Raw genomic sequence first — 12,474 nt, forward strand, 5'->3', positions numbered from 1 at the left:
TCAGGGCTGCTTAAGCCAAGGAATTTGACGGCAGCCGTGAGGATACCGGGCAGAACCCCGGGCTTGCCGCGGACAACTGCTCGGCGTAATCCGCATCCAGCTTGGCCAGTTCGGCAAAATAACTATCGATGACGTGATTGGCGGGTACGGAACCGTTTTGGAAATTCAGCGGACAGGTAGTAGGGACGTGGCGGTAATAGTATGTTTTTTCCCGTTTCGGCAGTTTGTAGATATAAGGCGGCGCATGGGTTACGACATCGAACAGGTTGGCGATCCGGTAGCTGTTGGGGACGTATTTGGCGAAAGCTTTGGCAAAATCGGGATCGCCGACGCGGGGCGAACCGAACGTAAACAGAACCGGAGTACACGCGGCGTTTGCCGCAATATCGACGGCGCATAAGGTGGCAAGGGCCCCGCCTAGACTATGGCCGGCAACGTAAAGGGGTTTTTCTTGCGGCAAGCGGCGCAGGGCGGACAAGATCTGCTTCCGGGCCGAAGCGTAAATGCCGGTGAAGCCGCGGTGAGTGAGGGCGGCTTCTTTGATATATCCGCAGCTTTTTTGCGAGGCGATGGCGTCGGCGATCCAGTTGGTCGTCGAACTGGTGCCGCGAAAAGCGATCACGATTTCCTCCGGGGAATGGAGAATAAATCCGAATCGTTCCCAAACGCCGATGAAGGATTTGGCTTCGATCGTATCAAACAGCGAATAACCGGGCGGGAGGGCAAACGATCCGTCTTCGTTCGAAAATTGCGCATAGGTCTGACTGCAGACCGCGGCCAGAAATATCGCCCGCTGAACTTGAGCCGCATCCAATTCCATCTTTAATCCCCCCTTTTTCCTCAATATATTTGAAAATCCAGGGAAAAGTGCCTATTCCGCCACAACTAATGAAGAAGCAGATCCGCAAAGGGGGTTTACAAATCGTAATGATTACGATATTACGTTTGACGTTAATGCGTAATGATTACGATTAAGGGGAGAGGTTGGCATGATTTTATCGTCCATGCGCGAGGTTGTTTTTGGGTATGGGAACGAGCCTGTCATCGAAAACTTGTCTCTCGACATCCATACCGGACAATTTATCGGGATCGCCGGGGCCAACGGAACAGCCAAGTCGACTTTGCTGAAGCTGATGCTGGGACTGCTCAAGCCTTGGAGCGGTTCAGTGAGGTTCAACCGGTTTCAGGAAGACGGCTCAAAGGTGGTTGTCGGCTATGTGCCGTAGCAAGTGTCTTCTTTTAATGCAGGATTCCCCAGCAAAGTTATTGAGCTGGTCCGTTCAGGTTGTTATTCCCGCTTGGGGTTGTTCGGCCGGTTCAAAGAGGAGCAGCGGCAGGTTGTGGAGCGAAGCTTGAAGCAGGTAGGCATGTGGGAGTTCCGCGATCGTAAAATCGGCGTTGTCGGGAGGTCAAAAACAACGTGTCTGCATTGCCCGGGCGCTGGCCCAGGAGCCTCAGGTGCTCATATTGGATGAGCCCGCTACGGGCATGGATGCGGCGAGCCGGACCGCGCTTTACGAGCTGTTAAGGGAGGACGTAACGAACCAAGGCCGGACGGTGATTATGGTCACCCACGGGCTTGAGGAAACGGCGCCGTATCTCGACACATTGATTAGGTTGGTGCGGGAGGAGGATGAGGGATGGCGATGTTCGGTTACGAATTCATGCAGCGCGCCTTTTGGGCAGGAGGCTTGATCGGCATCATCGCTCCGCTGCTCGGGGTTTACCTTATGCTTCGCCGCCAGGCGTTGATGGCGGATACGCTGTCCCATGTATCCCTGGCCGGGGTGGCTTTAGGCTCGGTGCTGCATCTGAATCCCGCGCTCAGCGGTTTTGCGGTGGCCATTGCCGGAGGAGTCGTCATCGAGCAGCTTCGCCGTTCCTACCGTACATACAGCGAACTGCCGGTAGCGATCATTATGAATTCGGGGCTGGCGCTTGCCGTAGTGCTTATGAGCGTAAAGCAGAACTTGAGCCAAAGCTTCAGCTCTTATCTGTTTGGTTCCATCGTTGCGGTCAGCGATACTCAATTAATCCTGATCGCCGTCGTCGCTTTGGCCGGTTTGTTTTATTTTATCGTATTGCGCCGCCCGCTTTATCATCTGACGTTTGATGAGGAGACCGCCGCGATTTCCGGCGTCCGGGTCAAGCTGCTGTCCTTCTCCTTTGCGGTGTTGACCGGGATGACCGTGGCCGCTGCTATGCCTGTCGTGGGCGTGCTGCTGGTGTCGGCGTTAATCGTGCTGCCGGCCTCGCTGGCTTTGCGCGTTGCGTCCGGTTTTGCGGCGGCGATCGCCATCTCCGTCGGTACCGGGTTGATCGGCGTTTTTTCCGGCTTAAGCGTTTCGTATTACATCAATACCCCGCCCGGGGGAACAATCGCCTTGATTCTGCTCGTTTTCCTGCTTGTTACGATCCTGATGCAAAAGCTGGTGCGGGTTCGCGGCCGGCGGGTTGCCAAACAACAAATTAAAAAGAAGGAGTTTATAAAAAATGAAATTTTGGAATTGTAGTTTTGTTGCTTTATCGTTATCCATGATGCTGGTTGCGGCCGGTTGCGGATCAAACGCCAATACACCGGCCACGGGAAAATTGGAAATTAAAACGAGTTTTTATCCGATGTACGAATTTACGCGCCAAGTAGCGGGGGATCTGGCCAACGTGGAAAACCTCGTTCCCGCGGGCATGGAGCCGCATGATTGGGAGCCGACGCCCCAGGACATGGCCGCGATTACCGAGGCTGACGTACTCGTGTACAATGGGGCCGGTATGGAAGGCTGGGTGGACCAGGTGCTGGACAGCGCCACGGGGAAAGGGCTAAAGGCGATTGAAGCCAGTCAAGGGCTTGAAATCGTGGAAGGCGCGGAAGGGCATGAGCATGAACATGGCGATGAAGCCCATGAAGATGGCGAACATGCGCATGAGGAAGGTGACCAAGTGCATGAAGACGGCGAACATGCGCATGAGGAAGGTGACCATGTGCATGAAGACGGCGAGCATGTGCATGAGGAGGGGGAACATGCTCATGAAACAGACGTACATAGTCACGATGAAAGCGGGCACCACCATGATCATGGCGGCCTGGACCCGCACGTATGGCTGTCGCCGGCGCTGGGATTCAAGAGGTACGCAACATTGAAAAAGGATTGTCCGAAGCGGCTCCGCAATACGCGAACCAGTTTAAAGCCAATGCCGATGCTTATGTAGCCGAGCTGGAGGCGCTCGACAAGGAATTTGCCGAAACGCTCAGGGACAGCAAGCGCAAGGACTTTATTACCCAGCATGCCGCCTTCGGTTATCTGGCCAAACAATACGGGCTGACTCAGGTGCCGATCGCCGGCCTGTCGCCGGAACAGGAGCCGTCGGCTTCCCAGATGGCCGAAATCGTCCAGTTTGCGAAAGAGCACAACGTGAAGACGATCTTTTTTGAAACCCTGGTGTCCTCCAAGGTGGCCGATACGATCGCTTCCGAAATCGGGGCAAAATCGGCGGTGTTGAATCCGATCGAAGGTTTGACCGAAGAGGACTCGGCTAAGGGGCTAGATTACATTGGCGTGATGCGTCAAAATCTGCAAGCCCTGAGGAATGCGCTGAACGAATAGAAATAGTATATACGGCCCGACATAACGTTCTGATTGGATATACTCCAATAGAATTGGAAATTTAATGGTAATTACAGCAGTATCATTGGAAATATCCAATAGATTAGGCTCGGCAGGGAGTAAAACGCCCGACCTGAGCTTAATCTATTGGATTTTTTCCAATTGGAGCTACAAATCACGTTCGATTCCGCCAATCTATTGGATTTTATCCAATGAGAGGCGGGAATTTGCTCGGTAAATAAATTCCCCGGGTGCTTGCCCAAAAACGGGTTCGGTGTTACGTTAGGAGAAACCTGCAAGAATCCATGAAGCCGAAGGGTGAATAGATCAATGAAAATAACTTTACAGCAGCTTCGATACGTTGTCGAGGTGGCCAACCGCGGTTCGATGAACGAGGCGGCGAGAAGATTGTTTATTTCCCAGCCCAGCCTTTCCAACGCCATCCGGGAGCTCGAGGAGAACATCCAAATGACGATTTTCGAGCGGACGAACAAAGGCATTACGCTCTCCAAAGAAGGCGCCGAGTTCCTCGCGTACGCGAGACAGGTGATGGAGCAGGCGGAACTTTTGGAAAACCGCTACCTGAACGCCAAGCCGTCGCCCCAGCATTTCTCGGTTTCCACCCAGCATTACGCGTTCGCGGTTAACGCGTTTGTGAAGCTGGTTCAGGAGTACGGGCAGGACGAATACGAATTGGCCTTGCGGGAGACCAAAACCCACGAAATCATCCAGGACGTCAAAAGCCAGCGCAGCGAAATCGGCATTTTATATATCAATGAATTCAATTCGAAGGTGATCAACCGGCTGCTGAAGGACGGGAATTTGATTTTTAACAGCCTGTTTAAGGCGAAGGCGCATATCTTTGTCAGCATCCGCAATCCTTTGGCCCAGCATGCCGTGGTCACGCTGGATCAGCTTCAGGACTACCCGTATTTATATTTCGAGCAGGGGGAGTTCAATTCGTTTCATTTTGCCGAGGAAATTTTGAGCACGCTCTCCCATCGGAAAAGCATCAAGGTGAACGACCGGGCCACGCTGTTTAATTTGCTGATCGGCTTAAACGGGTATACGATCTCCACCGGCGTGCTTAGCTCGGACCTGAACGGAAATGAGATTATTCCGGTTCCGCTCGCCAGCGACGAAACGATCAATGTGGGGTGGATTTGCCATCGCAACGCCAAGCTGACCAAGCTGGGCACGGCCTATATCGAGGCGCTGGAGCAAACGGTGGCAAACGAAGGCCGTTGATATAGCTTTTGGCTATAACGGGCAATAGGTAATTAGATTTACTCTATAAACTTTAAAGTATGCTATCTTATTCCTAATCATTTTGAGAAGGATGAAACGAGGAGTGAGATGCATATGAAAAGCGCTAATTTGGGTTATCCCCGCATCGGACGGAACCGGGAGTGGAAAAAGGCTTTGGAAGCCTACTGGTCCGGCAAGCTGGAGGAAAAAGAACTTCACGAAGAACTCAAAAACATACGGCTTAGCAATTTGAAGCTGCAGCAGGAAAAAGGAATCGAAGTGATTCCGGTCGGCGACTTCACTTACTATGACCATGTGCTGGACACGGCCGTTATGTTCGGGCTGATTCCGCAAAGATTTGGTTACGAAGGAGGAGCGCCGGACTTGTCCGTTTATTACGCCATGGCCCGAGGCAGCCGGGAAGCCGCGGCCTGTGAAATGACGAAGTGGTTCAATACGAACTACCACTATATCGTGCCGGAGCTGGAGGAAAACCTCGAGCCCAAGCTGACCCGCAACCGCCCGCTTGAAGCCTACCGTGAGGCCAAAGCGGAGCTGGGGATCGAAGGCAGACCGGTTATCGTCGGGCCGTATACGTTCTTGAAGCTGTCCAAGGGATACGCCGCGGATCAGCTTGACAGCTGGATTGACAAGCTGCTTCCGCTGTATGGGCAGATCTTGAAGGAACTGGCGGCGGAAGGCGCCGAATGGGTGCAGATCGACGAGCCGATTCTTGCCACCTCGCTGGCCGAAGAAGAAATTCAGCACATCACACGTATTTATGACAAGCTGGCGCAAGAAGCCCCGGGCATCAAGCTGTTCCTGCAAACATACTTCGAAGCGGTTGATCACTACCAAGCCGTCACGGCGCTTCCCGTTCAAGGTATCGGTTTGGATTTCGTACATGACAAAGGGCGTAATTTGCAGGCGATCCGCGAGTTTGGTTTTCCCGCAGGCAAGCTGCTGGGCGCGGGCCTGATCGACGGCCGCGCCATCTGGCGGGCGGACCTGGACAACAAGCTGGAGACGCTGCAGACGCTGGCCGAAGCGGTGCCGGCGGACCAACTTGTGATCCAGCCTTCCTGCAGCTTGCTGCACGTCCCGATCAGCGCCGAAAACGAGCGGACGCTGGAGCCTGTTTTGCGCGGGGCGCTCGCTTTTGCCGACGAGAAGCTGGAGGAGATCGCGCTGCTGGCCAAGGCCGGCCGGCTCGGCTACGAAGCCGTCCGCTCCGCAGCGGAAGGCGTAAACCATGCGCGCCGCGCGCTGCAGCAGTCGCCGTCCCGCAACAGCCGGCCGGTCCAGCAGCGGATGGCCGACTTGGCCGCGCAGCCGACTTCCCGCCCGGACAGCTATGAAGTGCGGAGCAAGCTCCAGCGGAAACGCTGGAACCTGCCGCTGCTGCCGACGACGACGATCGGCAGCTTCCCGCAGACGCCGGAAGTCCGCAGCGCCCGGCAAAAATGGCGCAAGGGCGAATGGACGGGCGAGCGTTACGAGGCGTTTATCAAAGAGCAGATCGGAATTTGGATCGAGCTGCAGGCCGAGCTTGGACTGGACGTGTTCGTGCACGGCGAGTTTGAACGGAACGATATGGTGGAATTTTTCGGGGAGAAATTGGCCGGCTTCGCCTTTACGGCGAACGGATGGGTGCAATCCTACGGCTCGCGCTGCGTAAAACCTCCGGTCATCTATGGCGATGTGGAATGGACAGGGCCGATGACCGTGGCCGAAACGGTGTACGCCCAGTCCCTAACGGATAAGCCGGTGAAGGGAATGTTGACCGGTCCGGTGACGATTTTGAACTGGTCGTTTGTGCGCGACGATAAATCCCGCGAAGACGTGGCTTATCAGATCGCGCTTGCGCTGCGGGAAGAAGTGGAGGCGCTGGAAGCCGCGGGCATCGGGATGATCCAGGTCGACGAACCGGCGCTGCGCGAAGGCTTGCCGCTGAAACAGGCACAATGGCCGGCTTATTTGAACTGGGCGGTGCGGGCGTTCCGGCTGTCGACCTCCACGGTCAAAAACGAGACGCTGATCCATACGCATATGTGCTACAGCGAGTTTCATGATATCATCGATTCGATCAACGCGCTGGACGCCGATGTCATCTCGATCGAAACCTCCCGCAGCCACGGGGAGCTCATCGAAAGCTTTGAGAAGAACACTTACGACAAAGAGATCGGCCTCGGAGTATACGATATTCACAGCCCGCGCGTGCCTTCGGCCGCCGAAATGGGCTTGATGATCGAGCGGGCCCTGCGCGTTCTCGATCCGGCCCAATTCTGGATCAATCCGGATTGCGGTCTGAAAACCCGTAAATACGAGGAAACCGTCGCCTCTCTGCGCAATATGGTCGAAGCCACCAAGCAGGCGCGCGAAAAATACGCCATCAAGGCGTAGGTTCCGGCCGGCGGCGGATTTGCCCAAAAATCCAAAAGCATGCGCTCCCCGAGGGGGGACCGCATGCTTTTTTGGATTTCGATGATTCCCGAGCAGGCAGATTCACATTTTGCTTACAGCTCCGTAAATGAAGTTAACGGGTTATGAAACTGCTTTTAGTCCAACAACACCAACGACAATGATCATGAGACTTATAATGCGCCCAATGCTTTTGGATTCACCAAAAAAGATCATGTTTACGAGAACTGCCGCCGAAGTTCCTATTCCAATCCAGACCGCATAGGCGATGCTGACTTGAAGATAGTTAAAGGAAGCGTAAAGAAAGGCAAAAGAACCTCCAAATCCCCCAAAGAACATCAGCAAATTCAAAATGGATTTCCTTAAGCTGAATTTTTTTAAACCAATGACCCCAACCAGCTCCAATAGAGCAGCAATCAACACGAATAGCCAACCCATATTAACGAACTCCTTTTGCCGATCCGGATGCCGGCTTATTGTCGAATAGTTTCAATGCGATAACCCCGATAACCAGAATCCCCATAAACAGGCCTTTTGCAATGCTGAATTCCGCATCAAAAATAAGGATGTCCATTAGGGCTGTGCCCACTGTACCTGCCGCTGCAAAAACGGCGTAAACGGTGCCGGTCGGCAACGACTCGCAGGCTTTTGCAAGAAACTGCATATCAATGAGAATAACGGCAAGGATGATAACCCAGTGCCACCAAGTATCGGCAACATTAAATCCAAAGACCCAAAATAATTCGAATAGAGAAGTTAATATGACGAAAATCCAACCCTTGTTCATAGAACATTTTCCTTTCCGAAAATTCAAATAAGTCACCACACGATTAATGAATGAACGTCAGTCATATTACTGTAAAAAAATAAATTCAGATTTTCCGGTGCTCTTCTTTATGTTCTCCGCAACGATCTTTCGATGAAATGAAATACCCGCTTCTTATATACGTCCAGGGATTCTTCTTGCTCATGGCCGATATAATATCGTTCAGCCGCGTTTTCAATTAGATTGATGATAAGTCTGGCTGTCCATTTGGCATGAAGATCACCGATAATCTCCTTATTGTTCATAGCTTTCAATAATTTATCCTCAAGCCAATCATAATAAGGAGAATAGATGGCTTCCCATTTCTCCATGGAATGATCGATCGCTAGACCGGAGTAACACAGGATAAGAATTTCTTTGTACGAATCGGTGATGCTGAAGGTTTCGTTGATGATAACCTGCAAAACGTCCCGGAAGCTTTCTTGATCCTGCGCTTTTTCTTTGATGTTACCAAAAGTAATGGTTAGAAGATGATCGGCGATCGCGGGAATTAGCGCCTTTTTGGATGGGAAATATAAATAAAACGTTCCCTGGGCGACGCCCGCTTTTTTTACGATATCGGAAATCACCGTTTTGTCATATCCTTTTTCCGTGATGACTTCCATGGCCGCGTTTAAAATAAGATTGTATTTCCCGTCAGTGAGGTTTGCCAAATATTCATCTCCCTCCTCTTGATTATGAATGACTTTCATTCATTATACGGAGGTACGGAAACATTGTCAAAACCTTACTCCCAGCAGGCGATCAGTTGATTGATAAAATCATCGAAGTGATCCAGGGATGACAACAGATTCACATTTTTGTCGTCCGTCAATATGGTGGCGAGCGCATCGAATACGTCGCGGAATATTTTTCGATCCTCCCCGCTGACGGTGATTAATAAAACGATTTTCACGGTGGAGTGATCCCACTTGATCCCATTCGGGTTCAAATAAATGAACATCCCCGTTTTGCGGGATTCCATTTTGATCGCATGCGGAAGGGCCACTTGTCCGAATGCGGTAGAGGACATCGCTTCCCGTTCCATGATTTTGGCGAAAAAATCCTCGTCCGTATAGCCGTCTCGGTTCATCGTTTGACAGATAAACCGTAAAACTTCCTCTTTCCCGGACCTAGCCGTGGAGCTGCAGAAATGCCTTTCGTCCAAAAAAGATTTTAGATGGTACTTAAATTGATTTTTCTTTTTTTGCTCTTTTAACTCAAAGATTTTGTCCGACACTTTTTCCCGGTCGCTTTCGATAAAAAACGGAGTAATCACGACATACGGGACTTCCGGAATTTTGTGCAATTGGGCGGAAGAAATAATAAAATCGCTGGATGCATAGTTCAAATCGCTTTCATCCGTGACAATCGAATGAATCGATATATCGTCGCCAAAATACTGCTGTAATTTATTAATCATTTGTACGTTCATGTTGTAGTAGAGCGGAAACAGCACCGTGCACGAAATTTTTACGTTCGTCTGCCGCTGCAATTCAATGGCATACCCCAGATGAAAAGCCAAATAGGCGATTTCATCGTCGCTGATCCGATAGCCCGTTTTTTCTTTAATCACATGGGAAGCGTGCACGGCGCAATCGTAAATAAGCGGGCATTCCCTCTTGATCGTGTTGGTTAGCGGATTTTTCGTTGAATGGTTGTTTTTTAAGCGCATCAACAGGTTTTTAACATGCAGCGTAAAACGAGTAATAAAATCGGCATCGGCAATACTGATATAGTAATACTTATCCAAGTCGGAGGCGATTTCGCTGACCAACTCAATACAGTCTTTCCCGGCAATCCGTTCCAGGTCGCTGACTTCAATTTGCGTAAAGTTGACGTTTGTTCCGTTGCACGAAATCAAGAGCGCCAAATCGGCGATTTCCTCTTCTGAATATTGGACGTGAAAATAAGATTCCAATTTAAGGGCGATTTCCTTGGCAATGATGTACGCGGTTTTGTCGGCAATATATTTCACGGTATTGTTTAAGAACTGGAAATCACGTTTCATTCGGTCCAAGGCGATGGTGATATGGATGACCACATTGGTCAAATAGAAATCATTGGTGAAAAAGTGATGGGAAGAAAAGGTTTCGACAACGACTTCCCGGATGTAATCCACATTTAATTCATGGTAAAACCTTTTGATTTTATCGATGTCGATAAAGCTTCCGTCGGCCTCTTCGTACAAAATGCTGCTCATGAGTTTGCGCTTGTCCTTTTCTTTGCCGCGCAAGCTTAGATGATCTTTAACCAAATTCAATTCCAGGTTGTTTTTGGCCAGCTTCTCCTTAATTAGCTTTAAATCCAGCCTTAGCGTGGACTCGCTGATAAACAGGGCGTCGCTTAAATCATAAATGGAAATAGGCTGACCTGTGTGCACCAGTTTTTTAAGAATATAAGCGATTCGTTCGGATTGCGTTTGCGGGATCGCTTTTTGTTCGTTGTCTAGAAAAGAGTTTACCTGATCCGTTTCGACTTTATAACCTTTATTCGACGATAGGATTAACCCGTGGTGAATAGCATTGATTTCGCTGATATAAGATTTGATGGTGCGTTTGGACACGCCGTACTTATCCGCTAAACTTTGCGACGAAACCCACTGGTTGCAGGAGCTTAAATATTGAATTAAATCGACATACTGTGTTTTCATGGCGTTTCCTCACTTTAAAAAGTTGCACCGTAGAAGTGCAGTTTTTTATTTGAGACCGGTTTTGGATTTGTACTATAGTTTGGTTGTAGCAATGACAGCGCTGTCACATCACGATTATATAGAAAAGCGAGGAGGATTACCATGGCAAAAGCAGGCGAAGCGCTAAACGTGTTATTAATCTGCGGGTCGGGAGCTAGCTCCGGTTTTATGGCCGCCAATCTACGCAAGGCCGCAAAAAAAAGAAACTTGAATATGGACATCAAAGCCAGAGGGGAAGCGGAAATTGAAAATTATATTCAGGAAATCGACGCATTATTGGTCGGCCCCCACTTGGCTTATATCATGGATGACATCAACGAGCTTACCCAAGATACCGATGTCAAAGTGCTCTTAATGAAGCCTTCTTATTATTCCACACTGGACGGGGAAGCGGCTTTGGATGATTTATTGAATGAGCTAAACGGCTAATAAGGGGATAAGAACAATGAATAAATTAATGGAATGGCTGAAAAACGACTTTGCTCCGAAGATGAATAAAGTCAATAACAATGTGTGGATCGTCACGCTCAAGGATTCCGTCATGCAGCTGTTGCCATTCATTCTTCTGGGATCGGTCTTTTGCCTGCTCACCATCCCCGGAGATGTCTATCAAATCAAAAACTACCCGAATTTTTGGGTTCCGTTCGGATGGACGATGGGCATGCTTTCGCTGCTGGTTTCTTTCCTGATTCCGTTTAATTTGATGGAGAAGAAGAAGTTAAGAAAGCAGCGCTTTATCGCCGGATGCACCAGTCTGATTGTTTTCTTGATCATCATCACTCCTCAGGTCGTCAAAGACGGTACGGTTGGTTTTTCCCATAGCTCTTTGGGAACCGGCGGCATGTTCGTTGCCATCATCGCCGCCCTTTTTACCGGATATATCATGAGCCTGTTCGGAAAGTTCTCTTTTTTCAAAGAAGAGTCCGTCATCCCGGACTTTGTCAAAGCCTGGTTCGACTCCATGCTCCCCATCGGGATCACTTTGGTTGCGGCTTGGGTATTGGTCGATATCGTTCATGTTGATATCTACAATATCATTTTAAATATTTTTATGCCGTTGGCGGGTGTGGTTGAGACGCCTTGGGGATTCATACTGATTATTTTCATTTACTGCTTCCTTTATTCCATGGGGATCTCCAGTTGGGTGTTAACCCCGGTCACCAAACCGATTTTTCTGGCGGCCATTACCGCAAACGCGACCCTGGGAGCGCATAATCTCGTCACGTCCGAAACGATTTTTTCGGCCTACTTGTTTGTAGGCGGCGTGGGCTGTACGTTACCCCTGGTTATTATGCACGCGTTCTCGAAAAGCACCAAGCTCAAAGCGCTGGGCCGGGCAAGCTTTATCCCCGCCGTCTTTAATATCAACGAGCCTTTGGTATTCGGTTCGATCGTATGGAATCCCTTGTTGATGCTGCCGATGTGGATCATAGGGATCATCTTGCCGGCGCTCGTTTGGATCGGAACCAAAGTTATTCCTTTCGGCACCATCCCGAAAGTGATTTTCGATCTGTGGTACGTTCCTTTTCCGATCGCCACGTGGATTACGACAGGGACGATCACAGGCATGATTTTGATGCTCATCTGCGTCGGGGTAGCTACGCTGATTTGGTACCCGTTTTTCAAAACCTACGAAAAACAAGAACTTGAAAAAGAAATGCCGCAAACCAATTAAACTATTAATGTGAGTTCAAAAGATGACTCTT

Annotated in this window: 10 protein-coding genes and 2 pseudogenes; 7 read left to right on the forward strand and 5 right to left on the reverse strand. The window is 50.1% G+C overall.

What is annotated here, in order from left to right; all coding sequences use genetic code 11:
- Window positions 1–10: 10 nt before the first annotated feature.
- Window positions 11–820, reverse strand: coding sequence for a lipase family protein (locus tag EHV15_RS19990; protein WP_128632748.1), 810 nt, complete (start codon window positions 818–820; stop codon window positions 11–13).
- 169 nt (window positions 821–989) lie between these two features.
- Here EHV15_RS19990 and EHV15_RS19995 point away from each other — a divergent pair.
- The 5 genes and pseudogenes from EHV15_RS19995 to metE all read left to right on the forward strand — a co-directional run bounded on the left by EHV15_RS19995 (window position 990) and on the right by metE (window position 7,253).
- Window positions 990–1,695: pseudogene (locus EHV15_RS19995) on the forward strand (metal ABC transporter ATP-binding protein).
- Window positions 1,641–2,513 carry a metal ABC transporter permease gene (locus EHV15_RS20000; RefSeq protein WP_128632749.1) on the forward strand — a complete coding sequence of 291 codons (873 nt, stop codon included), beginning with the start codon at window positions 1,641–1,643 and terminating at the stop codon, window positions 2,511–2,513. The pseudogene EHV15_RS19995 and the gene EHV15_RS20000 overlap by 55 nt, the downstream one beginning before the upstream one ends.
- Window positions 2,494–3,602, forward strand: a pseudogene (locus EHV15_RS20005) (metal ABC transporter solute-binding protein, Zn/Mn family). The gene EHV15_RS20000 and the pseudogene EHV15_RS20005 overlap by 20 nt, the downstream one beginning before the upstream one ends.
- Window positions 3,603–3,938: 336 nt before the next feature.
- The gene (locus tag EHV15_RS20010; RefSeq protein WP_128635439.1) at window positions 3,939–4,850 is read left to right on the forward strand and encodes a LysR family transcriptional regulator; all 912 of its coding nucleotides are present in this window, start codon (window positions 3,939–3,941) and stop codon (window positions 4,848–4,850) included.
- A 114-nt stretch (window positions 4,851–4,964) separates the two neighbouring features.
- Entirely contained in the window at window positions 4,965–7,253 is a 2,289-nt protein-coding gene (metE, locus tag EHV15_RS20015; RefSeq protein WP_281281649.1) for a 5-methyltetrahydropteroyltriglutamate--homocysteine S-methyltransferase, read from the forward strand.
- 141 nt (window positions 7,254–7,394) lie between these two features.
- On the opposite strand, the gene EHV15_RS20020 is transcribed toward metE, so the two are convergent.
- From EHV15_RS20020 to EHV15_RS20035, 4 genes are all read right to left on the reverse strand, one after another.
- Window positions 7,395–7,709, reverse strand: a complete 315-nt coding sequence (locus tag EHV15_RS20020; protein WP_128632751.1) for a DMT family transporter — start codon at window positions 7,707–7,709, stop codon at window positions 7,395–7,397.
- A 1-nt stretch (window position 7,710) separates the two neighbouring features.
- Window positions 7,711–8,058: a DMT family transporter gene (locus EHV15_RS20025; RefSeq protein WP_128632752.1), complete on the reverse strand. Its 348-nt coding sequence runs from the start codon at window positions 8,056–8,058 to the stop codon at window positions 7,711–7,713.
- A 107-nt stretch (window positions 8,059–8,165) separates the two neighbouring features.
- The gene (locus tag EHV15_RS20030; protein WP_128632753.1) at window positions 8,166–8,750 is read right to left on the reverse strand and encodes a TetR/AcrR family transcriptional regulator; all 585 of its coding nucleotides are present in this window, start codon (window positions 8,748–8,750) and stop codon (window positions 8,166–8,168) included.
- Window positions 8,751–8,824: 74 nt separating this feature from the next.
- Window positions 8,825–10,729, reverse strand: a complete 1,905-nt coding sequence (locus tag EHV15_RS20035) for a BglG family transcription antiterminator (RefSeq protein WP_128632754.1) — start codon at window positions 10,727–10,729, stop codon at window positions 8,825–8,827.
- A 141-nt stretch (window positions 10,730–10,870) separates the two neighbouring features.
- On the opposite strand from EHV15_RS20035, the gene EHV15_RS20040 reads away from it, so the two are divergent.
- Together EHV15_RS20040 and EHV15_RS20045 are read left to right on the forward strand one after the other, a co-directional pair.
- Entirely contained in the window at window positions 10,871–11,197 is a 327-nt protein-coding gene (locus EHV15_RS20040; protein WP_128632755.1) for a PTS sugar transporter subunit IIB, read from the forward strand.
- Window positions 11,198–11,213: 16 nt separating this feature from the next.
- Window positions 11,214–12,443: a PTS sugar transporter subunit IIC gene (locus EHV15_RS20045; protein WP_128632756.1), complete on the forward strand. Its 1,230-nt coding sequence runs from the start codon at window positions 11,214–11,216 to the stop codon at window positions 12,441–12,443.
- Window positions 12,444–12,474 lie beyond the last annotated feature (31 nt).

This window comes from Paenibacillus oralis (genome assembly GCF_003863965.1).
GTDB classification, from domain to species: domain Bacteria; phylum Bacillota; class Bacilli; order Paenibacillales; family Paenibacillaceae; genus Fontibacillus; species Fontibacillus oralis.